Source organism: Streptomyces sp. NPDC036815 (assembly GCF_055609205.1).
Genome location: NZ_JBVJPW010000008.1, coordinates 233,402 through 254,269 on the forward strand (window position 1 = coordinate 233,402; position 20,868 = coordinate 254,269).

Consider the following 20,868-nt stretch of genomic DNA (forward strand, 5'->3'; position numbering starts at 1 on the left):
CGAGTCCGGGTACCGCAGGACATCGATAGGCAGGTGGTCTCCGGTCACGCATCCGCGATCCCCGCATACCCGGCAGCTCTCAGGCCGAGGCCGCGGAAACAGAAAGTCGGCTCGAAGCAGTACGAGTCGGCAGATGGTGTAGCAGTTCCTTCGGGGCCCTGGTGCCAGTACGGCGCCAGGGCCCCTCGACGCGTGTTCCACAGAGAGGTGCAAATGACAGCAGATGACTCCTACGGCCGTCTCGACGACGACGATTACCCCGCCTACACCATGGGCCGGGCCGCCGAGATGCTCGGCACCACGCAGGGTTTCCTCCGTGCCGTCGGTGAAGCCCGGCTCATCACACCGCTGCGTTCCGCGGGCGGTCACCGCCGTTACTCCCGCTACCAGTTGCGCATCGCGGCCCGCGCCCGCGAACTCGTCGACCAGGGCACCCCCATCGAGGCCGCCTGCCGCATCGTCGTCCTCGAGGATCAGCTCGAAGAGGCTCAGCGCATCAATGCCGCGTATCGACGCGCCGAGCAGACCGAGCAGTCGGAGCAGACCGAGCAGACCGAGCAGTCGGGGCAGCCGGCGGGGGCCACGGCGTCGTAACCGTGCGGCTGTGCTGCCCGGTGTCAGAGGTGGAGCAGGCGCTGCGTGATCTCCCGGTACTGCCGCAGCGCCAGGCGGAGTTCGGTGGACTGCGTTTCGGCGTCCTGTTCCTGCCACGTCTCGCGCAGGGTCCGCCGCAGTTCCGCCAGGGCCTTCACCAGCTGGGCCGAGGTCTCGTCCAGCGCGGCGTCGGCCTCCTCCAGAGCCTCGTGCGGAGTGTCGGCGAAGGTGTTGATGGCGTGGCCGAGGCGCAGCGCGATCTTGTCCCGTTCGTCCGACGGGAGCAGCGGCTCCGGGCCGGAGGCAGCTCGTCCGCTCCGGCCCCGGGGCTCGGCCGCGGGCTGCTGGGCGCGTGTCTGGTCGTACATATCAGGTGCCGTTTCCGTTCCGAACACGTAGGCGTTCTCGGTGTTCTCGACGGGCGGCTCTTCCGGACCGCCGAGAATTGGTCCGTCCTGCTGGGGCGCCACCAGGGGTTTCACGGGGGTGTTCCGGAGGGGCGTGGCCCTCTGCCGTGGTGTCAGTCAACGTGCGGCGGCAGTCTCTGTCAACGAGGTGACCGGGCGGACCCTGCTCGGGCCGGGCGCCCGGCCTGAGCAGGGAGGCGGAGCTCAGCGGCGGCTGCCGCGGCGGCGGGGGGACCAGGCGGAGCCCAGGCCCGCCGAGTGCAGGGCGAGCAGCGCGAGCCCGACGAGCAGGAGACTCGTCGGACTGAACACCGCTTCGGTCGACGTCTCGGTGGCGTGGATGACGAAGGCGATGACGAAGAGCGCGGCTGCGGCGAGTGCGAGCATCTGTCTTCTCCTGCCGGGGACGGCCGGCCACGGGTGAGTCCCGTGGCGGTGCGGCTTTCAACCGTGTTCCCCGCACTGCCGCGATCAGGCAGAAGAACCGAAGAACCGAAGAGCCGAAGAGCCGAAGAGCCGAAGAGTCGAAGAGTCGAAGAACCGCGGAGCGGCGGGAAGTCACCGGCTCAGGCGCGGAGTTCGGGCGGGAAGCCCGTCCAGCGCAGCTCGCTCGGCAGGTGCCGCATGTCGTTGTAGAAGACCACCGCGGCGGGGCGGTCGGGGGTGTAGCGGATGACGGTCAGGGCCGCGTTGCAGTGGTTGAGGCCCAGCCAGCGCCACGGTGGGGCGTCGAGCGCGGCGCGGACCAGCCAGCCGATCAGGAAGTTGTGCGTGACGAGGAGTTCGTGACGCGGCTCGGGGCCGGGGACGGGGCCGGTGAAGCGGGCGAGCGCCTCCCGGGCGAGCGCGGGGCCGCCTTCGCGTTCCGCCTCCGGGAACTGGGCGAGGCGCTGCAGCGTGGCGTCGGCCGACTCCGGGGGCAGTTCGTCCTTGTGGGGGATGTACGGGAGGTAGTCGCCGGCCGGGTCCGAGCGGTGCAGGGGGACGCCGGGCAGGTGTTCGCCGATGAGGCGGGCGGTCTGTTCGGCCCGGGGGAGCGGGCCGTGGTGGATCGCTGTGAGGGGCGTCCCGCGGAGCCGCTCGCCGAGCAGCACCGCCTGGCGCAGGCCCGCTGCCGTCAGCCCGCTCTCGTCGGGGGTGGCCTCGCCGTGCCGGGTGACATAGAGGTGGCGCGTCGCGGTCGCGGGTGTGGTCATGGTGGAGCAGCCCCTTACGGTCTCGCCGAACTGATAGCTGAACTGACAGCTGGAGGGACGTGCCCGTGACCTGCCCGGTTGCGGCAGCCGCCGGACGGGACGCCCGGGAGGAACCGTACGTAGGGTGGCGGAAGCATCGATGACGAGGAGCGTGACATGAGCGCCGCCGACCCGAAGCCCTCCGCCCTGCGTGGACTCGACGCCATCAAGGACGATCTGGCCGACCTCTACCGCGATCTGCACGCCCACCCGGAGCTGTCCTTCGAGGAGCACCGCACCGCCGCCGAGGCCGCCCGTCGCGCCGCCTCGTACGGATACGAGGTGACCACCGGTGTCGGCCGTACCGGCGTGGTCGCCGTCCTGGACAACGGGGCGGGCCCCACCGTGCTGCTGCGCGCCGACATGGACGCGCTCCCGGTGACCGAGCGCACCGGCCTGCCGTACGCGTCCGGTACCGACGGTGTGATGCACGCGTGCGGCCACGACATGCACGTCACCTGCCTGCTCGGCGCGCTGCGGCTGCTCGCGGAGGCCCGCGGCGACTGGTCCGGCCGGATCGTCGCGGTGTTCCAGCCCGCCGAGGAGGCCGGGCAGGGCGCGCGGGAGATGGTCGACGACCGCTTCTACGAGCGGTTCGGCACGCCGGACGTCGTGCTCGGCCAGCACGTGGCGCCGCTGCCCGCGGGGATGGTCGGCGCCCACGCGGGGCCCGCGTTCGCGGCCACGGACGCCTGGCGGGTGCGGCTGTTCGGATCGGGCGGGCACGCCTCGCGCCCGGAGACCTCGGTCGACCCGGTGGTGATGGCGGCGGCCACCGTGATGCGGCTCCAGACGGTCGTGTCCCGTGAGATCGCGGGCGGGGAGACCGCCGTGGTCACCGTCGGCGCGCTGCGGGCGGGCACGAAGCACAACATCATTCCCGACGAGGCCGAGCTCCAGCTCAACATCCGCACCTACACGCCCGAGGTCCGCACGCGGGTCCTCGCCGCCGTCGAGCGGATCGTCCGGGGCGAGGCGGTCACGGCCGGAGCGGAGAAGGAGCCGGAGATCACGGCGATCGACACCTTCCCCGTCGTCACGAACGACGCGGACGCCGTGGAGCGGACGATGGCGGCCATCGGCGCCGTCATCGGCGCGGCGCGGGTCATCGACCCCGGCCAGGTGACCGGCAGCGAGGACGTCGGCATCTTCGCCACCGCCGCCGAGCGTGAAGTGCCGCTCTGTTACTGGCTGTTCGGCGGCGCCGACCCGGCGGAGGTGGCCGCCGCGCAGCAGGCGGGCACCTTCGAGCGGGACATCCCCTCGAACCACTCGCCGTCCTTCGCGCCGCTGGTCGAGCCGACACTCACCACCGGCGTGACGGCCCTGACGGCGGGCGCGCTGGCCTGGCTCGGCGGCCGCCCGTCGGCGTGACGGGCGGCCGCACGAGGAGATCGCGGGGGAGGTGCGGGCTCAGCCCTCGTCCTCCAGGTTGCCCTCGGTCTCCAGGTAGGCCTGGCGCAGCGCTTCGAGGACCGCCGGGTCCGGCTTGGCCCACATGCCGCGCGACTCCGCCTCCAGGAGGCGTTCCGCGATGCCGTGCAGGGCCCAGGGGTTGGCCTCCTGGAGGAACTGACGGTTCGTCGGATCCAGGACGTACGTCTCCGTGAGCTTGTCGTACATCCAGTCGGCTACGACGCCCGTCGTCGCGTCGTAGCCGAACAAGTAGTCCACCGTGGCGGCGAGTTCGAAGGCGCCCTTGTAGCCGTGGCGGCGCATCGCCTCGATCCACTTGGGGTTGACCACGCGCGCGCGGAACACCCGCGAGGTCTCCTCCACCAGCGTGCGCGTGCGGACCGTCTCGGGGCGGGTGGAGTCCCCGATGTACGCCTCCGGAGCCGTGCCCCGCAGCGCGCGCACGGTCGCCACCATGCCGCCGTGGTACTGGAAGTAGTCGTCCGAGTCCGCGATGTCGTGCTCGCGGGTGTCCGTGTTCTTCGCGGCCACCGCGATGCGCTTGTACGCCGTCTCCATCTCGGCACGGGCCGGGCGTCCTTCGAGGCCCCGGCCGTACGCGTAACCGCCCCACACCGTGTAGACCTCGGCGAGGTCCGCGTCGGTGCGCCAGTCGCGGGAGTCGATGAGCTGGAGCAGGCCCGCGCCGTACGTGCCGGGGCGCGAGCCGAAGATGCGGGTGGTGGCCCGGCGCTCGTCGCCGTGCTCGGCGAGGTCGGCCTGGGCGTGGGCGCGCACGTAGTTGCGGGCGGCGGGCTCGTCGAGCGAGGCGGCGAGCCGTACCGCGTCGTCGAGCAGGCCGATGGTGTGCGGGAACGCGTCGCGGAAGAAGCCCGAGATGCGCAGCGTCACGTCGATGCGCGGGCGCCCCAACTCCTCGTACGGGATGGCCTCCAGGCCCGTCACGCGGCGCGAGGCGTCGTCCCAGACCGGGCGGATGCCGAGCAGGGCCATCGCTTCCGCGACGTCGTCGCCCGCGGTGCGCATCGCGCTGGTGCCCCACAGGGAGAGGCCCACGGAGGTGGGGTACTCGCCGTTGTCGGTCCGGTACCGCTCGACGAGCGAGTCGGCCAGGGCCTGGCCCGTCTCCCAGGCGAGGCGCGAGGGGACGGCCTTCGGGTCGACCGAGTAGAAGTTGCGGCCGGTCGGCAGGACGTTGACCAGGCCGCGCAGCGGCGATCCTGACGGGCCCGCGGGGACGAAGCCGCCGTTCAGGGCGTGCACCGCGTGGTCGAGCTCGGCGGTCGTGCCCGCCAGGCGCGGGACGACCTCGCGCGCCGCGAACTCCAGTACGGCGGCGACCTGTTCACCCTGGTCGCGCGGGATCGCCGCGAGGTCCCAGTCCGCGTCGTCCATCGCCTGGACCAGCGCGCGGGCCTTCTCCTCGGCCTCGTCGGCGCTGACGCGGGTCGCCGCGGACTCGTCGAGACCGAGAGCCTCGCGCAGGCCGGGCAGGGCGGTGGTGCCGCCCCAGATCTGGCGGGCCCGCAGGATCGCGAGGACCAGGTTGACGCGGTCGCCGGCCGCCGGGGCGGTGCCGAGCACGTGCAGGCCGTCGCGGATCTGCATGTCCTTGATCTCGCAGAGCCAGCCGTCGACGTGCAGCAGGAAGTCGTCGAAGCCGTCGTCGTCCGGGCGGTCCTCCAGGCCCAGGTCGTGGTCGAGCTTCGCGGCCTGGATGAGCGTCCAGATCTGTGCGCGGATCGCGGGCAGCTTCGCCGGGTCCATGGAGCTGATCTGGGCGTACTCGTCGAGGAGTTGCTCCAGGCGCGCGATGTCGCCGTAGGAGTCGGCGCGTGCCATCGGCGGCACCAGGTGGTCGATGAGCGTGGCGTGCACGCGGCGCTTGGCCTGGGTGCCCTCGCCCGGGTCGTTGACCAGGAAGGGGTAGATCAGCGGCAGGTCGCCGAGCGCGGCGTCGGGGCCGCAGGCCGCGGAGAGGCCCGCGTTCTTGCCGGGCAGCCACTCCAGGTTGCCGTGCTTGCCGAGGTGGATCATCGCGTCGGCGCCGAAGCCGCCGTCGTCGGCCGGGGCGGCGATCCAGCGGTACGCCGCCAGGTAGTGGTGCGACGGCGGGAGGTCGGGGTCGTGGTAGATCGCGATGGGGTTCTCGCCGAAGCCGCGCGGCGGCTGGATGAGGATGAGGAGGTTCTCGCGGCGCAGAGCGGCCAGGACGATGTCGCCCTCCGGGTCGCCGCCGTTGCCCACGCGGGAGCGGTCCAGGAACATCTCGCCGGGCGGCGGGCCCCAGTGCCCCTCGACGGACTCGCGCAGCTCCGCGGGGAGCGTCGCGTACCAGCGCTTGTAGTCGGCGGCGGGGATGCGCACCGGGTTGGCGGCGAGCTGCTCCTCGGTCAGCCAGTCCTGGTCGTGGCCGCCCGCGTCGATGAGCGCGCGGATCAGCTCGTCGCCGTCGCCGGAGACCAGGCCGGGCAGGTCCGCCTCGGGGCCGAACGCGTAGCCCTCGGCGCGCAGCCTGCGCAGCAGCGCGACGGCGGAGGCCGGGGTGTCGAGGCCGACCGCGTTGCCGATGCGGGAGTGCTTCGTCGGGTAGGCGGAGAGGACCAGGGCGAGGCGCTTGTCGGCGGCCGGGATGTGCCGCAGGCGCGCGTGGCGCACGGCGATTCCGGCGACGCGGGCCGCCCGCTCGGCGTCGGCCACGTAGGCGGGCAGGCCGTCCTCGTCGATCTCCTTGAAGGAGAAGGGGACCGTGATGAGGCGGCCGTCGAACTCCGGCACCGCGATCTGGCTCGCGGCGTCGAGGGGCGAGACGCCCTCGTCGTTCTCCTCCCAGGCCGAGCGCGACCCGGTCAGGCACAGGGCCTGCAGGATCGGCACGTCGAGGGAGGTCAGCGCGCCTGCGTCCCACGACTCGTCGTCGCCGCCCGCGGAGGCCTCGGCGGGCTTGGTGCCGCCGGCCGCGAGCACCGTCGTCACGATGGTGTCGGCGGCGCGCAGCGCGTCGATCAGCTCGGGCTCGGGGGCGCGCAGTGAGGCCACGTACAGCGGCAGCGGGCGGGCCCCGGCGTCCTCGATCGCGCCGCACAGCGCGTCCACGAAGGCGGTGTTGCCGCTCATGTGGTGGGCCCGGTAGTAGAGCACCGCCACCGTCGGCCCCTCGACCGCGCGCGCGGTGCGCTCCAGCGGGCCCCAGGACGGGGCGGGCGCGGGCGGCTCGAAGCCGTGGCCGGTGAGCAGCACGGTGTCGGAGAGGAAGCGGGCCAGCTGCTCCAGGTTGGCGGGGCCGCCGTGCGCGAGGTAGGCGTGCGCCTCGGCGGCGATGCCGACCGGCACGGTCGAGGACGCCATCAGCTGGGCGTCGGGTGCCTGTTCGCCGGTGAGCACGACGACCGGGAGGCCGGTGGCGATGAGCTGGTCCAGGCCGTCCTGCCAGGCGCGGACGCCGCCGAGGAGGCGTACGACGACGAGGTCGACGCCGTCGAGCAGGGCGGGCAGCCCGTCGAGGTCGAGGCGGGAGGGGTTGGCGAACCGGTAGTCGACGGGGCCTCCCGCCGCGCGGGCACTGAGCAGGTCGGTGTCGGAGGTCGACAACAGCAGAAGCATGCGGGCGCAGGCCTTCCTCGGGGTGTCCGCGCCCCGGGTGGTCGTATGGACGGCAGGAGTTCCTGGCTCACCCGGAGTCCGGGTTCACAGTGGCGGGACCGCGCCGGATTCGCACCGGGCTTCCTCCCTCGGGTCCTGGTGGACCCACGCCGTCGCTGGCGTCGACGGACTTGGTAGCCCGCCGCCTGCATAGTAAGTCCTGCCCGCCGGGTGCGGGGCGGCCACCTGCCAGGACGGCCCGTCTCGGGAGGCGACCGGCCGGATCCGCGTGGGTATGCTCGCCGCCATGCCGCCCACCCGAGCCTCTTCCCCAGACCAGGGCGAATCCCTCATACGCGACCGGGGCGACGCCTGCCCCGGCGCCCTTCGCCTGCACCTCGCCGACGACGGCGGGCTGGCCCGACTCCGGTTGCCCGGTGGCCTTCTGACGTCCCGTCAGGCCGCTGTGCTCGGCACCGCGGCGGAGCGTCTCGCCGACGGGAACCTCAGCGTCACCTCGCGCGGCAACATCGAGCTGCGCGGCCTCGGCGACGCGTGCGGCGGCGAACTCTCCCGCCTGCTCGCCGACGCGGGCCTGCTGCCCTCCGCACGGCACGAGCGCGTGCGGAACGTCCTCGCGTCCCCCCTCGCAGGAACCGACGGACTCGGCCACGCCGACGTGCAGTTGTGGGCCCGTGAGCTGGACCGACTCCTGTGCGCGCAGGAGTGGACGACGGCACTCTCCGGCCGCTTCCTGTTCGCCCTGGACGACGGGCGCGCGGACCTGGCCGGGATCGGCGCGGATGTGACCTTGATCGCAGAATCGGGCGGGACGGCGGTCGTACGCGTCGGGGGCCGCGCCTTCCGGATCGCCGGAGCCGACGCCCCGCGCGCCGCCCTCGCCGCCGCCGGCGCCTTCCTCGACGCGGTGCGCGCGGCGGGCAACGGAGCCTGGCGGGTCACGGAACTTCCCGCGGGCCAGGACGTGGACCTGGCCGGAGCGCTGGAGCGGGCGGACGTCGCGGCCGAGCGGACCGAGGTCCCGGACACGGTCCGCGGCGCCCCGCCCGCCCCCGGCGCCGCCGGACACGCGGTCGCGGTGAACGCCCGTCTCGGCCGGGTCAGCGCCGCCCAGTGGCGCGCCCTGCTCCCGCTCCCCGCCGACGAGCTGCGGGTCACCCCGTGGCGCGGCTTCGTGCTCCCCGGCTTCGCCGACGCGGCCTCGGCCCGCGAACGGCTGGCCGCGCTCGCGGACGCCGGATACGTCACCACCCCCGACTCCCCCTGGCTCGGGGTCGGCGCCTGCACCGGCCGCCCCGGCTGCGCCAAGTCCCTCGCCGACGTGCGCGCGGACGTGGTGCCGGGTCCCGGCGGGCTCCCCGTCCACTGGTCCGGCTGCGAGCGGCGGTGCGGGCACCCGCGCGGCGACTGGGCCGACGTCCTCGCCACCGGCGACGGGCGGTACGAGGTGACGGTGCGCACCGCGGGCGGCGAGCGGCTGTCCGTACCCGGCGCCACCCTGACCGAGCAGATCACCAGGGCACGTACGACCAAGACCACCCCTACGGCCACGAGATGAGCGAGAGCACAGTGTTCGACTACGAGAAGGACGGCGCGGCGATCTACCGCGAGTCCTTTGCCACCATCCGCGCGGAGGCGGACCTCCACGGCCTGCCCGCCGACGTCAGCCAGGTCGCGGTCCGGATGATCCACGCCTGCGGGATGGTCGACCTCGTGAAGGATCTCGCCTTCAGCCCGCGGGTGATCGCCGACGCCCGCAAGGCGCTGCGCGACGGCGCGCCGATCCTCTGCGACGCGAACATGGTCGCGAGCGGCGTCACGCGCAAGCGGCTGCCCGCCGACAACGACGTGATCTGCACGCTCGCCGACCCCTCCGTGCCGGACCTCGCGGCGCGCCTGGGCACCACCCGCAGCGCCGCCGCCATGGAACTGTGGCGCGACCGCCTCGAAGGCTCCGTCGTCGCCATCGGCAACGCGCCCACCGCGCTCTTCCGCCTCCTGGAGATGATCGAGGAAGGCGCGCCGCGCCCGGCCGCCGTCCTCGGCATCCCGGTCGGCTTCGTCGGCGCCGCCGAGTCCAAGGACGCGCTCGCCGCACACCCTTCCGGTCTGGAGTACCTGGTCGTACGGGGGCGTCGCGGCGGCAGCGCGATGGCCGCGGCGGCGATCAACGCGATTGCGAGCGAGACGGAGTGAACACCGAACAGCGCCCGCAGGGGCGGCTCTACGGGGTCGGCCTCGGCCCCGGCGACCCGTCGCTGATGACCTTGCGCGCCGTCGAGGTGATCGCGTCGGCCGACGTCGTCGCCTACCACTCGGCGCGGCACGGCCGGTCCATCGCCCGCTCGATCGCGGCCGCGCACCTGCGCGCCGACCACATCGAGGAGGCGCTGGTCTACCCCGTCACCACGGAGGGCACCGACCACCCCGGCGGCTACCGCGGCGCCCTCGACGACTTCTACGAGGAGGCCGCGGCCCGGCTCGCCGTCCACCTCGACGCGGGCCGCACGGTCGCCGTGCTCGCCGAGGGCGACCCGCTCTTCTACGGCTCCTACCAGCACATGCACAAGCGCCTCGCGCACCGCTACCCGACCGAGGTGATCCCCGGCGTCACCTCCGTGAGCGCGGCGGCGGCCCGCCTCGGCGAGCCGCTGGTGGAGGCCGAGGAGGTCCTCACCGTGCTGCCGGGCACGCTCCCCGAGGAGGAGCTCGCCGCGCGCCTCGCGGCGACGGACTCGGCGGTCGTCATGAAGCTGGGCCGCACGTTCGGGAAGGTGCGGGGCGCCCTGGAGACCGCGGGCCGCCTCGACGAGGCCCGCTACGTCGAGCGGGCCACGATGGCGGGCGAGCGCACCGGCAGGCTGGCCGACGTGGACCCGGAGTCGGTGCCGTACTTCTCCGTGGCGGTGCTGCCGAGCCGGGTGGCGCCGCTGACGGGCGGACCCGCGCCGGAACCGCCCGCGGAGCGGCGCGGAGAGGTCGTCGTGGTCGGCACCGGTCCCGCGGGCCCGCTGTGGCTGACCCCCGAGACGCGCGGCGCGCTCGCCGCCGCCGACGACCTGGTCGGCTACACCACGTACGTCGACCGCGTGCCGCACCGCGCAGGCCAGCGGCGGCACGGCTCCGACAACCGCGTGGAGTCCGAGCGCGCCGAGTTCGCCCTGGAGCTGGCGCGGCGGGGGCGGCGGGTGGCCGTCGTGTCGGGCGGCGACCCGGGCGTCTTCGCGATGGCCACGGCGGTCCTGGAGGCGGCCTCGCAGGACGCGTACGCGGACGTTCCGGTACGGGTGCTGCCCGGTGTGACGGCCGCGAACGCGGCGGCGGCCCGGGCGGGGGCCCCGCTCGGCCACGACTACGCGACGATCTCCCTCTCCGACCGGCTCAAGCCCTGGGAGGTCATCGCGGAGCGGCTCGCGGCGGCCGCCGCCGCGGATCTCGTCCTCGCGCTCTACAACCCGGGCTCGCGCAGCCGCACCTGGCAGTTGGGCAAGGCACGGGAGCTGCTCCTGGAGCATCGGGCCCCCGACACCCCGGTCGTCCTCGGCAGGGACGTCGGCGGCCCCGAGGAGAGCGTGCGGATCGTGCGCCTCGGTGATCTCGACCCCGACGAGGTCGACATGCGGACGCTGCTGATCGTCGGCTCCTCCCAGACCCGGTGGGGCAGGCGGCGCGGGGGCGAGGAGCAGATCGTCTGGACACCGCGGCGGTACCCCGAGGGGTAGCCCCCTCTTGGGTCGCCTGCGGGTGCGTCATGGTTGCTCGCGCGGTCCCCGCGCCCCTGAAAACACGGGTGCGGGGAGCTGCGCGACCAGCCACGGACAACCCGCAGTCAGCCGCGCAGCGTACGCACCCAGGCGATCGCTTCCTCCGGCGTGGCGACGCCGTCCACCCCCTCCGGCCCGGGAGGCCGGCGTACGACCACGACAGGAAGCCCCGCCTCGCGTGCGGCGACGAGTTTCGGTGCGGTCGCCACGCCCCCGCTGTCCTTGGTCACCACGACGTCGACGCGGTGGGCGCGCAGGATCTCCCGCTCTCCTTCGAGCGTGAACGGGCCCCGGTCGAGGAGTACCTCCATGCGCGCGGGGAACGGCGGCTCGGGCGCGTCGACGGAGCGTACGAGGAACCACAGGGCCGCCGTCCCGGGGCCCGCGAACGCCGCGAGGCCCATCCGCCCGGTGGTGAGGAACACCCGCTCGCCCAGGGCGGGCAGCACCCGTGCCGCCTGCTCCAGGGAGTCGACCGGATGCCAGTCGTCCCCGTCTTCCGCGACCCAGCCGGGGCGGCGCAGGGCGAGCAGGGGAACATGGGCGGTGGCGGCGGCCTTCGCCGCGTTGAACGAGATCGTCCCGGCGAAAGGATGGGTGGCGTCGATGAGCGCGTCCACGTGGTGCCCGGCCAGCCACGCCGCCAGCCCATCGGCCCCGCCGAAGCCGCCCACGCGGACCTCGCCGGGCGGCATCCGCGGCGCCGCGACCCGTCCCGCGAGGGAACTGGTCACCCGCAGCCCCGCATCGGCCGCGAGGAGCTCCGCCAGGCGGCGGGCCTCGGTCGTTCCCCCCAGAATCAGTACGTGCACGGAGTTCGGTTCCCTTCATGAGTGAGGCAAGCGGGGCGGGCGAGGCCAAGGGCGGACGCGGCGCCCAACTCAAGCACACCGGTCTGCGGCCCGGCTGGACGACCGGCGCCTGTGCGACCGCCGCGACGACGGCCGCGTACACGGCGCTGCTGACCGGCGACTTTCCCGACCCGGTGACCATCACGCTGCCCAAGGGCCAGACACCGGCCTTCGCGCTCGCCGCCGAGGAGCTGACGGACGCGTACGCCACCGCGGGCATCGTCAAGGACGCGGGCGACGACCCCGACGTCACGCACGGCGCGCTGGTGCGGTCCACGGTGCGGCGGCTGCCGCCCGGCTCGGGCGTCGTCTTCAAGGCGGGTCCGGGGGTCGGCACGGTCACCCGCCCCGGGCTGCCCCTCGACGTCGGCGAGCCCGCCGTCAACCCCGTGCCGCGGCAGATGATGCGGGACCACGTGACGCTGGTGGCCGAGCGCGCCGGGGTCACGCCGGACGTCGAGATCACGATCTCCGTCGACCACGGCGAGGAGATCGCCCGCTCCACCTGGAACCCGCGCCTCGGCATCCTCGGCGGGCTCTCCATCCTCGGGACGACCGGCATCGTCGTGCCCTACTCCTGCTCGGCGTGGATCGACTCGATCCGGCGCGGGGTGGACGTGGCGCGGGCGGCCGGGCGCACGCATGTCGCCGGGTGCACGGGGTCGACGTCGGAGAAGACCGTCGTCGCCGAGTACGGACTGCCGGAGGACGCCCTGCTCGACATGGGGGACTTCGCGGGCGCCGTCCTGAAGTACGTGCGCCGCCACCCCGTCGACCGGCTCACCATCTGTGGCGGCTTCGCGAAGCTGTCGAAGCTCGCGGCGGGCCACCTGGACCTGCACTCGGCGCGCTCCCAGGTCGACAAGGGCTTCCTCGCGGAGCTCGCCCGGCGCGGCGGCGCCTCCGCCGAACTGGCCGGGCAGGTCGCCGCCGCCAACACGGGCCTGGCCGCGCTCCAGTCGTGCGCCGCGGCCGGTGTGCCGCTCGGCGACCTGGTGGCGGTGACGGCACGCGACGAGGCCCTCGCCGTGCTCCGGGGCGCCCCGGTCGCGGTGGACGTCATCTGCATCGACCGGGCGGGGACGGTGGTGGGCCGCAGCGGGGTGCGGGCCCCGTGACGGTACCGGCGGGCTGCCCCGACTGGGCCGGGGACCGACGAGAACCGTGGCCGCGCGGCCATCCGCGCCCCGGCGGCGGAGCCCGCCGACCGGCTCGGCCGAACCGTCGAGGCGTGCTCAGCACACGTGACGGTCCCGCTCCGCCGAGTACAGGTGGCTGTCGCGGAACTGCGAGGCGCCGAGCGTCCGTCCCACCATGATGACGGCGGTCCGCACGATCCCCGCCTCCTTGACCTGCCCCGCGATGGACTCCAGCGTGCCGCGCAGGATCACCTCGTCGGGACGGCTCGCGAGGGCGACCACGGCCGCGGGGCAGTTGGCGCCGTAATGGGGCAGGAGCTCCTCGACCACGCGGTCGACGTAACCCGCGGCCAGGTGCAGCACGAGCAGCGCGCCGCTGCGGCCGAGCGTGGCCAGGTCCTCGCCCTCGGGCATGGCCGTCGCCCGCTGGGCGATGCGCGTGAGGATGACGGTCTGGCCGACGGTCGGCACGGTCAGCTCCCGCTTCAGCGCGGCCGCCGCGGCGGCGAACGCGGGGACGCCCGGCACCACTTCGTAGGGCACCCCGGCCGCGTCGAGCCGCCGCATCTGCTCGGCGACCGCGCTGAACACGGACGGGTCGCCCGAGTGCAGCCGCGCCACGTCGAGCCCCTGCTCGTGCGCGTGCACCAGCTTCTCGGTGATCTGGTCGAGGGTGAGCTGCGCGGTGTCCACCAGCTGTGCGCCGTCCGGGCACTCGGCCAGCAGCTCGCGCGGCACCAGGCTGCCCGCGTACAGGCAGACCTGGCAGGCGGCGATCCGCCGCGCGCCGCGGACCGTGATCAGGTCGGCGGCGCCGGGACCCGCGCCGATGAAGTACACGGTCATCGTTGTTGTTCTCCAGACTTGGTGACGGACCACTGGGTGACCGGCATGGCCTGCCGCCAGCCGGTGAAGCCGCCGACGGGGACGGCCTGCGCGACCGCGAGCCGCACCAGTTCGCCGCCGTGGCGCCGGTACCACTCGGTGAGCAGCGCCTCGGACTCCAGCGTGACGGTGTTGGCCACCAGGCGCCCGCCGGGCGGCAGCGCGGCCAGGGCGGCGTCGAGGAGGCCGGGCGCGGTGAGACCGCCGCCGATGAACACGGCGTCCGGCGTGGGGAGTCCGGCGAGCGCGGCGGGCGCGGCGCCGGTCACGACGCGCAGCGCGGGCACGCCGAGCCGCTCCGCGTTGCGGGTGATCCGCGCCGCGCGCACGGGGTTCTTCTCTACGGTGACGGCACGGCACGACGGGTGCGCGCGCAGCCACTCCACGGCGATCGAGCCGGAGCCGCCGCCCACGTCCCAGAGGAGTTCACCGGGGGCGGGCGCGAGCGCGGCGAGCGTGGCGGCGCGGACGTAGCGTTTGGTGAGCTGCCCGTCGTTCTCGTACGCGGCGTCGGGCAGCCCCGGCACGGCGCCGAGGCGCAGCGCGTCGGGGGAGCGCAGGCACTCGATCGCGACGACGTTCAGGGCGTCGCCCGGCGCGTGCGACCAGGTCTCCGCGGTGCCCTCGTACGACGACTCGCCCGCGCCGCCGAGCTGTTCGAGGACGCGCAGCCGGCTCGGGCCGAAGCCGCGCTCGCACAGCAGGGCGGCGACCTCGCCGGGCGAGGCCGCGCCGGCGCTCAGCACGAGGAGGCGGCGCCCGGCGTGCAGCGCGGCGGCGAGCCGGGCGGCCGGGCGGCCGACGAGCGTGACGACCTCGGTGTCCTCGACCGGCCAGCCGAGGCGCGCGCAGGCGAGGGAGACGGCGGACGGGTGCGGGAGCACCCGCAGCGCGGCGGCGCCCAGTTCCTCGGTCAGGGCCCGGCCGATGCCGTAGAACATCGGGTCGCCGCTGGCGAGGACGGCGACGCGGCGCCCCGCGTGGGCGGCGAGCAGGCCGGGCACGGCGGGCCGCAGCGGCGAGGGCCAGGCCACGCGCTCGCCCGCGCAGCTGTCCGCGGGCAGCAGGTCGAGCTGGCGGGGGCCGCCGATCAGGACCTCGGCGTCGGAGAGGGCCGCGCGCGACGGCGCCGGGAGCCCCTCCCAGCCGTCGGCCCCGATCCCGACGACGGTGACGGCCGGTATGCCTGCGGGGGATGCGGGGGTCACTGCTGGTACCTGACCTCGGGGTTCGGGAAGGGCTGCGCAGCCGCACTCTACTGGGGACCGGGCGGCGTACCCTTATTGCGAACTACTTGCAATAAGCCGTGCGGCCGTTCCGCGCGGCCCTCTGGGCAGAAAGGCCACAGCGCGATGGGCTCTCCGGTGGTGCTCGGCATCGAGTCGTCCTGCGACGAGACGGGCGCGGGCCTCGTCCGCGAGGGGCGGCTGCTCGGCCACGTCGTGGCGTCGAGCATGGACGAGTACGCCCGCTACGGCGGCGTCGTCCCGGAGATCGCCGCCCGCGCCCACGTCCACGCACTCACCCCGGTGATCCGCGGGGCGCTGGACGAGGCGGGCCTGCGGATGTCCGACATCGGCGCGGTCGCCGTGACCACGGGCCCCGGCCTCTCCGGCGCCCTCCAGGTCGGCCTGGCCGGCGCGAAGAGCCTCGCGTACGCCCTGGACGTGCCGCTCCACGGCGTGCACCACCTCGCCGGACACGTGGCCGCCGACACCCTGGAACACGGCCCGCTGCCCGACCCCTGCATGGTCCTGATCGTCTCCGGCGGCCACACCTCGCTCCTGCTCGTACGCGACCTGGCGCGCGACCCGATCGTCCACCTCGGGGACACCCTCGACGACGCCGCGGGGGAGTGCTTCGACAAGGTGGCGCGGGTCTTCGGCCTCCCGTACCCGGGCGGTCCCGCCATCGACCGTGCCGCACGCGAGGGCGACCCGGCAGCCGTGCCCTTCCCGCGCCCGCTGACCGGGCCGCGCGACGCCCCGTACGCCTTCTCCTTCTCCGGGCTGAAGACGGCCGCGGCGCGCTGGGCCGAGGGCCACGCCGGGCGGCCCCTGCCGGTCGCCGACGGCGCCGCCTCGCTCCAGGAGGCCGTGGCCGACGTGCTCACCCGCAAGGCGGTCGCGGCCTGCCGCGCGTACGGCGTCGGCACGCTGGTCGTGGTCGGCGGTGTCGCGGCCAACTCCCGTGTGCGCGCCCTCGCCGAGGAGCGCTGCCGGGCGGCGGGCGTCACCCTGCGGGTCCCGCCGCTGCGCCTGTGCACCGACAACGGAGCGATGATCGCGGCGGTCGGCGACCTCCTGGTGCGCGCGGGCGCGGAGCCCGCGCCCCTGAACGTCTCCATCGACCCTTCGGCGCCGCTGGAGTTCGCCTCCCTCAACCCGGTCGGGTCGGCAGGACGGGCGAGGGCGGCCGCCTGACGGTGGGGGGCGTCGAGGGGGGCATCCGTGTCGGTGTTGGGCTGAACGGGTGACTTGGCGTAAGAATTGGCCGGTGCAGAGAACAAGTACGAGCCAGGACGGGGTGGGCAAGTGAGCAGCAGTCAGCGCCACGACGTCACCGACGAACAGTGGGAAGGGCTCGCCCAGGTCGTACCGCTGCGCAGCCGCAACGAATGGCCTTCGTGGCCCGGGCACCGCGCGCTGCCCGACGCGGAGACCGAGACGCGGCGCCGGTTCGTGGTGATGCGGGTGAACGTCTTCTCGGACGCCCGTGAGGTCGCCGAGACCGTGATGGCGCAGATCCCGGTCCTTCTCGACCTGACCGGCGCGGAGACCGAAGTCGCCAAGCGCGTACTGGACTTCAGCAGCGGCGTGGTCCTCGGCCTGGGCTGCGGAATGCACCGGGTCGACAAGAACGTCTTCCTCCTCGCCCCGCCGGGAACGGAGGTCCAGGGGCTGGTGGACGCGGTCGCGCAGTCCTGAAGGGCGTGCGGCTGTAGCTCCTCGGAGCCCGGCTCGGGGGACCTTCCGGGGCAATCCCTCGATCGTAGGAAAGTCGGTTCGGCGTAACGGTTCGCCTGGATCGCCGCCGCTTACCGTCCGGGCATGACGGTGCATACCCGGGTGTCGGTCACGGAGTCCCCGGCGGGCCAGGTCAGGCCGCAGGTGACCGAACTGCGCCTGTCCGCTTTCGCCGGGCACCGGGCCACGTCGGTCCCGCTCGGCCCGATGACCTTGATCACAGGGCCGAGCGGCAGCGGCAAGTCCAGCGCCCTTTTCGCGTACGAGGCGCTGGCGCGGCTCTGCGCCGGGGCCGAACTCGCCGACGTCTTCGCCGACCCCCTCGCCTGCGTGCCCGAACGGGCCCGCGCCGACCTCCAACGGCGGCGCGGCTTCCGCATCGGCTGCACGGTCGAGGGGCCCGCGGGGGCCGTCCGGCTCGACCTCGCCGTGCAGGCCGAGCCCGAACTGCGCGTCGTCGGCGAGCGGTTGACCCGGGACGGGCTCGTCCTCCTGGAGACCGCGCTGCGCGATCCCGGCCGGCGCGTGGTCCAGGCGGCCTGGCACACGGCGGGCACGGCGCCCGTGACGCGCGCCCCGATGCCGGACGACCGGCTCGGTACGGCGCTCGTGCCGCTGCGCGTGGCGGGGAAGACGGACGGGCAGCGCCTCGTGCTCGCGGCGGCGGAGCAGGTCGTGGTCGCGCTGCGCTCGGCGTTCGCCTGCGACCCGCGGCCCGGCCGCATGCGCGCCCCGGTTCCGGCGGGACTGGTCGGCGCCGGTCTCGGTGCGGGCCGCCTCCTGGGCGGCTGCGACAACCTCGCCGAAGTGCTCTGGCGGACCCGGTCGGAGTGTGCGGTGCGTCACGGGCTGCTCGTCGGGGCGGCGCGTTCGGGGTGTGCGGGGCCGGTCGCCGACGTGCTCGCGGAGGAGGGGGCGGACGGCGCGGTGCAGGCGTTCGTCGACCGGGGCGACGGGGTGCGGACGCCGCTCGGGCGGCTCGGGGACGGCGAGTTGAGGTTCCTCGCGCTGTCCCTCGTCCTGCTCACCGGGCCCGGCGTGCTCGCCGTCGACCCGGCCGCCGAGGTGCCGCAGGCCTACCAGACCCTGACGGTCCTCGCCGACGGCCTGGACCGCCACCTCGACGTCCGCCAGGTCCGCGTACTCGGCGAGCTGGCGGCCCGCACCTGCGCGCGCGGGCACATCCGCCTCGTGGGGGCGGTGGGCGACGCGGCCTGGGCCACCGGCGCCGCGGGCGCCACGGTGGTAGACCTGGACCGTGACGGAACGACTTGACGTGGCGGTACTGCAGCGCAGGCTGGCCGAGTTCGCGGCGGCGCGCGACTGGGAGCAGTACCACACCCCGAAGAACCTGGCCGCCGCGCTCAGCGTGGAGGCGTCCGAACTCGTGGAGATCTTCCAGTGGTTGACGCCCGAGGAGTCGGCGCGGGTCATGAAGGATCCCGATACGGCGCCCCGGGTGGCGGACGAGGTGGCGGACGTCCTCGCCTATCTGCTGCAGTTCTGCGAGGTCCTCGGGATCGACGCACTGGCCGCGCTCGCGGCGAAGATCGAACGCAACGAACGGCGTTTCCCGGCGCCCTGAGCCCCCTGAACCGCCCCCGCGGCGACCTGACTTCAACGCTCTCCCCGCCTCCGTCGAACTCCCTTGTCCACAGCCCGGAACCTCCGCTTCCGATACTTTCGTCACTCTCCGGAGTGGATGGCTTGGCCAAACTCGACTGGCTGTCCACAGATTTCCGGCTTCCCCTGGCTTTTCGCCCGGATGAGTATCACTCTGGGTAGTGGACAGGGGAGTTCGGGTAATCGTGCGGCGAGTGCGCGCGGAATGAAGGGGGCCGGGTATGAACGCGATGCGGCTCATCGAGGCGAACCGCCGTGCGCTGGCGAGCAGTCAGGAGCCCGCGGACATCGTCGTGGAGGTCTGGCAGTCACAGGCCCTCGCGCAGGCGATCGGCGGCCACCTCGCGGTCGCGGGTCCTCCTGAGTTACGGGGCGAGGCACTGGGCCTGAGCGAGGTCGGCGGCAGAGCCTGCGGGGTGCTCGACGCCCCGCGCCTCGGGACGGAGGACATACGGGCCGCGCGGCTGACGGGGACCGGCGACGCCCATGAGGTCCTGCTCGGACTCGGCAGGCTCCTCGGCGAGGTGGCCATCGCGCTCGTCGGCGTCGCGATGAGCGCGGAGGACGAGGGGGTGTACTGGCAGTGCATGGAGGCGATCGACGCGGCCGACGAGTCCAGGGACCGGGTCATCGAGATGCTGCGCAGGCTCGCGGTGCGGGAGGGGAGCCTGCCCCAGCCGGACTCGGCGGCGGGCCCGTCATGAGGCGGCTCCGTGCCGACCCCGCCGGGCGGCAGGGTCGCGCAGGTCGCCCAGCAGGTCGCCCAGGGGGCGGAGGTCGCCCAGGTCGCGCGCGTCGCGAGGGCCGTGCAGGTGCCGGCGGAGCGCCGGTGCGGTCAGCGGCGGCCGGGCCCGTCGTCGCTCCGCGGGCGGGCGGACGGGGCGGAGAGGCTCGGGGCGGAGGTGCCCGGCGAGGGCGTGCCGGGGGAGGTGGACTGCTGCAGATCGGCGTCGAGCTGGGTCAGGTCCGCGTCGAGCGCTGCCATCAACTCCTCCATCTGCTGCAACAGGCCCTTGGGTGCGCCCTGCTGCGCGGGTACGGGCGCGTCGTGCGCGGCCTCCTGCTCGGGCACGGCTTCCTGGGACATGGCGGCCTCCTCGGCCCTCGCCCTCCCGCCGGGGGAGGGCAGTTGACGCAGCGACGCACCGGCAGGGACCGCCGGCGCGGGTGCCGGGCGGCCCGGCTCCGCCCGAGCCAACGATCACCCGGCGGACGGAGTCACTGCGGCGGGCGCGCGCCACCGAGGCGTTGACGGTTTTTCACCCGACCGGGGTGGTGGGAGATCGGCGGGACCGGCGGGGTTGACGGGCGTTCGAGCGTGCAGGATGGAGCCATGGATCTTCGAATCTTCACCGAGCCCCAGCAAGGGGCCACCTACGACACCCTGCTCACCGTGGCCAAAGCCACCGAGGACCTCGGCTTTGACGCGTTCTTCCGCTCCGACCACTACCTCAGCATGGGTTCCGCCGACGGCCTGCCGGGGCCCACGGACGCGTGGATCACCCTCGCCGGGCTCGCCCGTGAGACCAAGCGGATCAGGCTCGGCACGCTCATGACCGCCGGCACGTTCCGGCTGCCGGGCGTCCTCGCCATCCAGGTGGCCCAGGTCGACCAGATGTCGGGCGGCCGGGTCGAACTGGGGCTGGGGGCAGGCTGGTTCGAGGACGAGCACAAGGCGTACGGCATCCCCTTCCCCAAGGAGAAGTTCGCCCGCCTGGAGGAGCAGCTGGAGATCGTCACGGGCCTGTGGTCGACGGAGGTCGGCAAGACCTTCAGCCATGAGGGCAAGCACTATCAGCTCACCGATTCCCCGGCCCTGCCCAAGCCCGCCCAGCCGAAGGTGCCGGTTCTGATCGGCGGCCACGGGGCGAAGCGCACCCCGCGCCTCGCCGCGCAGTACGCCGACGAGTTCAACATCCCCTTCGCCTCGGTCGAGGACAGCGAGCGGCAGTTCGGCCGGGTCCGCGCGGCCGCCGAGCAGGCCGGACGCAAGGGCGGCGACCTGGTGTACTCCAGCGCGCTGGTGGTCTGTGTGGGCAAGGACGACGCGGAGGTCGCCCGGCGTGCGGCGTTCATCGGCCGTGACGTGGACGAGCTCAAGGCGAACGGCCTGGCGGGCTCGCCCGCCGAGGTCGTCGACAAGATCGGGCGGTACCAGGAGATCGGCGCGAGCCGCATCTACCTGCAGTGCCTGGACCTGTCCGACCTGGACCACCTGGAGCTCATCTCCTCGCAGGTGCAGTCGCAGCTGTCGTAGCCGACCGACTGGTCACGCGGTCTGCGGAGTCACGCGGTCTGCCGGGTCACGCGGACGACCGGGCCACGCGACCGACCGATCCCCGTGGTCGGCCGGTCCTCGTACGTGGCCGCCGGGCTCACCCCTCC

At 74.1% G+C, this 20,868-nt stretch carries 20 protein-coding genes and 1 riboswitch; of the genes, 12 read left to right on the plus strand and 8 right to left on the minus strand.

Annotated elements, in window-relative coordinates; all coding sequences use genetic code 11:
• Positions 1–213 precede the first annotated feature (213 nt).
• Positions 214–594: a helix-turn-helix domain-containing protein gene (locus tag ACZ69I_RS18975; RefSeq protein WP_470833358.1), complete on the plus strand. Its 381-nt coding sequence runs from the start codon at positions 214–216 to the stop codon at positions 592–594.
• Between the two features lie 23 nt (positions 595–617).
• Here the strand turns inward: ACZ69I_RS18975 and ACZ69I_RS18980 are convergent, their stop codons facing one another.
• The 3 genes from ACZ69I_RS18980 to ACZ69I_RS18990 form a co-directional block, all read right to left on the minus strand.
• On the minus strand, positions 618–962 hold the full coding sequence (locus tag ACZ69I_RS18980) for a hypothetical protein (protein ID WP_470833492.1): 345 nt from the start codon (positions 960–962) through the stop codon (positions 618–620).
• Positions 963–1,205: 243 nt separating this feature from the next.
• Positions 1,206–1,388, minus strand: coding sequence for a hypothetical protein (locus tag ACZ69I_RS18985; protein WP_467676661.1), 183 nt, complete (start codon positions 1,386–1,388; stop codon positions 1,206–1,208).
• 179 nt (positions 1,389–1,567) lie between these two features.
• Positions 1,568–2,197 (minus strand): histidine phosphatase family protein, encoded by a 630-nt coding sequence (locus ACZ69I_RS18990; RefSeq protein ID WP_470833361.1) that lies wholly within the window; start codon positions 2,195–2,197, stop codon positions 1,568–1,570.
• A 156-nt stretch (positions 2,198–2,353) separates the two neighbouring features.
• On the opposite strand from ACZ69I_RS18990, the gene ACZ69I_RS18995 reads away from it, so the two are divergent.
• Entirely contained in the window at positions 2,354–3,610 is a 1,257-nt protein-coding gene (locus ACZ69I_RS18995; RefSeq protein WP_470833363.1) for an amidohydrolase, read from the plus strand.
• Positions 3,611–3,649: 39 nt separating this feature from the next.
• On the opposite strand, the gene cobN is transcribed toward ACZ69I_RS18995, so the two are convergent.
• A complete protein-coding gene (gene cobN / locus ACZ69I_RS19000; protein WP_470833365.1) occupies positions 3,650–7,255 on the minus strand; it encodes a cobaltochelatase subunit CobN in 3,606 nt (1,201 codons plus the stop codon).
• A gap of 37 nt (positions 7,256–7,292) precedes the next feature.
• Positions 7,293–7,421: riboswitch (cobalamin riboswitch) on the minus strand.
• Between the two features lie 108 nt (positions 7,422–7,529).
• Here cobN and ACZ69I_RS19005 point away from each other — a divergent pair.
• The 3 genes from ACZ69I_RS19005 to ACZ69I_RS19015 are packed head-to-tail and all read left to right on the plus strand — an operon-like array spanning position 7,530 to position 10,977.
• Positions 7,530–8,813, plus strand: a complete 1,284-nt coding sequence (locus tag ACZ69I_RS19005; RefSeq protein WP_470833494.1) for a cobalamin biosynthesis protein CobG — start codon at positions 7,530–7,532, stop codon at positions 8,811–8,813.
• Positions 8,814–8,824: 11 nt separating this feature from the next.
• Positions 8,825–9,451: a precorrin-8X methylmutase gene (locus ACZ69I_RS19010; protein WP_467677000.1), complete on the plus strand. Its 627-nt coding sequence runs from the start codon at positions 8,825–8,827 to the stop codon at positions 9,449–9,451.
• Complete coding sequence (locus tag ACZ69I_RS19015; RefSeq protein ID WP_470833366.1) at positions 9,448–10,977, plus strand: precorrin-2 C(20)-methyltransferase; 1,530 nt, start codon at positions 9,448–9,450, stop codon at positions 10,975–10,977. The genes ACZ69I_RS19010 and ACZ69I_RS19015 overlap by 4 nt, the downstream gene beginning before the upstream one ends.
• A 107-nt stretch (positions 10,978–11,084) precedes the next feature.
• On the opposite strand, the gene ACZ69I_RS19020 is transcribed toward ACZ69I_RS19015, so the two are convergent.
• Positions 11,085–11,831, minus strand: a complete 747-nt coding sequence (locus ACZ69I_RS19020) for a cobalt-precorrin-6A reductase (RefSeq protein ID WP_470833368.1) — start codon at positions 11,829–11,831, stop codon at positions 11,085–11,087.
• A gap of 17 nt (positions 11,832–11,848) precedes the next feature.
• On the opposite strand from ACZ69I_RS19020, the gene ACZ69I_RS19025 reads away from it, so the two are divergent.
• Positions 11,849–12,988, plus strand: a complete 1,140-nt coding sequence (locus ACZ69I_RS19025; protein WP_467676649.1) for a cobalt-precorrin-5B (C(1))-methyltransferase — start codon at positions 11,849–11,851, stop codon at positions 12,986–12,988.
• Positions 12,989–13,105: 117 nt separating this feature from the next.
• Here the strand turns inward: ACZ69I_RS19025 and cobM are convergent, their stop codons facing one another.
• Both cobM and cbiE read right to left on the minus strand, forming a co-directional pair.
• Entirely contained in the window at positions 13,106–13,855 is a 750-nt protein-coding gene (cobM, locus tag ACZ69I_RS19030; RefSeq protein ID WP_470833370.1) for a precorrin-4 C(11)-methyltransferase, read from the minus strand.
• The gene (gene cbiE / locus ACZ69I_RS19035; RefSeq protein WP_470833372.1) at positions 13,852–15,102 is read right to left on the minus strand and encodes a precorrin-6y C5,15-methyltransferase (decarboxylating) subunit CbiE; all 1,251 of its coding nucleotides are present in this window, start codon (positions 15,100–15,102) and stop codon (positions 13,852–13,854) included. The genes cobM and cbiE overlap by 4 nt, the downstream gene beginning before the upstream one ends.
• A gap of 144 nt (positions 15,103–15,246) precedes the next feature.
• Here cbiE and tsaD point away from each other — a divergent pair, with 144 nt between their 5' ends.
• The 5 genes from tsaD (at position 15,247) to ACZ69I_RS19060 (ending at position 19,187) form a co-directional block, all read left to right on the plus strand.
• A complete protein-coding gene (tsaD, locus tag ACZ69I_RS19040) occupies positions 15,247–16,317 on the plus strand; it encodes a tRNA (adenosine(37)-N6)-threonylcarbamoyltransferase complex transferase subunit TsaD (protein WP_470833374.1) in 1,071 nt (356 codons plus the stop codon).
• Between the two features lie 111 nt (positions 16,318–16,428).
• Positions 16,429–16,821, plus strand: a complete 393-nt coding sequence (locus ACZ69I_RS19045; protein WP_389713571.1) for a cell division protein SepF — start codon at positions 16,429–16,431, stop codon at positions 16,819–16,821.
• Positions 16,822–16,944: 123 nt separating this feature from the next.
• The gene (locus ACZ69I_RS19050) at positions 16,945–18,135 is read left to right on the plus strand and encodes an AAA family ATPase (protein WP_470833376.1); all 1,191 of its coding nucleotides are present in this window, start codon (positions 16,945–16,947) and stop codon (positions 18,133–18,135) included.
• The gene (locus tag ACZ69I_RS19055; protein ID WP_467676641.1) at positions 18,119–18,445 is read left to right on the plus strand and encodes a nucleotide pyrophosphohydrolase; all 327 of its coding nucleotides are present in this window, start codon (positions 18,119–18,121) and stop codon (positions 18,443–18,445) included. Before ACZ69I_RS19050 ends, ACZ69I_RS19055 begins: the two co-directional genes overlap by 17 nt.
• Positions 18,446–18,704: 259 nt before the next feature.
• The gene (locus ACZ69I_RS19060) at positions 18,705–19,187 is read left to right on the plus strand and encodes a DUF6099 family protein (RefSeq protein ID WP_470833378.1); all 483 of its coding nucleotides are present in this window, start codon (positions 18,705–18,707) and stop codon (positions 19,185–19,187) included.
• Positions 19,188–19,318: 131 nt separating this feature from the next.
• Here ACZ69I_RS19060 and ACZ69I_RS19065 read toward each other — a convergent pair whose 3' ends face one another.
• Complete coding sequence (locus ACZ69I_RS19065) at positions 19,319–19,570, minus strand: hypothetical protein (protein ID WP_470833380.1); 252 nt, start codon at positions 19,568–19,570, stop codon at positions 19,319–19,321.
• A 246-nt stretch (positions 19,571–19,816) separates the two neighbouring features.
• On the opposite strand from ACZ69I_RS19065, the gene ACZ69I_RS19070 reads away from it, so the two are divergent.
• Complete coding sequence (locus tag ACZ69I_RS19070; protein ID WP_470833381.1) at positions 19,817–20,740, plus strand: LLM class F420-dependent oxidoreductase; 924 nt, start codon at positions 19,817–19,819, stop codon at positions 20,738–20,740.
• The last annotated feature ends 128 nt before the right edge of the window (positions 20,741–20,868 follow it).

Coding starts and splice junctions, on each gene's coding strand:
- ACZ69I_RS18975 (WP_470833358.1), top strand. CDS start 214: ATGACAGCAGATGACTCCTACGGCCGTCTCGACGACGACGATTACCCC.
- ACZ69I_RS18980 (WP_470833492.1), bottom strand. CDS start 962: ATGTACGACCAGACACGCGCCCAGCAGCCCGCGGCCGAGCCCCGGGGC.
- ACZ69I_RS18985 (WP_467676661.1), bottom strand. CDS start 1,388: ATGCTCGCACTCGCCGCAGCCGCGCTCTTCGTCATCGCCTTCGTCATC.
- ACZ69I_RS18990 (WP_470833361.1), bottom strand. CDS start 2,197: ATGACCACACCCGCGACCGCGACGCGCCACCTCTATGTCACCCGGCAC.
- ACZ69I_RS18995 (WP_470833363.1), top strand. CDS start 2,354: ATGAGCGCCGCCGACCCGAAGCCCTCCGCCCTGCGTGGACTCGACGCC.
- cobN (WP_470833365.1), bottom strand. CDS start 7,255: ATGCTTCTGCTGTTGTCGACCTCCGACACCGACCTGCTCAGTGCCCGC.
- ACZ69I_RS19005 (WP_470833494.1), top strand. CDS start 7,530: ATGCTCGCCGCCATGCCGCCCACCCGAGCCTCTTCCCCAGACCAGGGC.
- ACZ69I_RS19025 (WP_467676649.1), top strand. CDS start 11,849: ATGAGTGAGGCAAGCGGGGCGGGCGAGGCCAAGGGCGGACGCGGCGCC.
- cobM (WP_470833370.1), bottom strand. CDS start 13,855: ATGACCGTGTACTTCATCGGCGCGGGTCCCGGCGCCGCCGACCTGATC.
- tsaD (WP_470833374.1), top strand. CDS start 15,247: ATGGGCTCTCCGGTGGTGCTCGGCATCGAGTCGTCCTGCGACGAGACG.
- ACZ69I_RS19050 (WP_470833376.1), top strand. CDS start 16,945: ATGACGGTGCATACCCGGGTGTCGGTCACGGAGTCCCCGGCGGGCCAG.
- ACZ69I_RS19060 (WP_470833378.1), top strand. CDS start 18,705: ATGAACGCGATGCGGCTCATCGAGGCGAACCGCCGTGCGCTGGCGAGC.
- ACZ69I_RS19065 (WP_470833380.1), bottom strand. CDS start 19,570: ATGTCCCAGGAAGCCGTGCCCGAGCAGGAGGCCGCGCACGACGCGCCC.
- ACZ69I_RS19070 (WP_470833381.1), top strand. CDS start 19,817: ATGGATCTTCGAATCTTCACCGAGCCCCAGCAAGGGGCCACCTACGAC.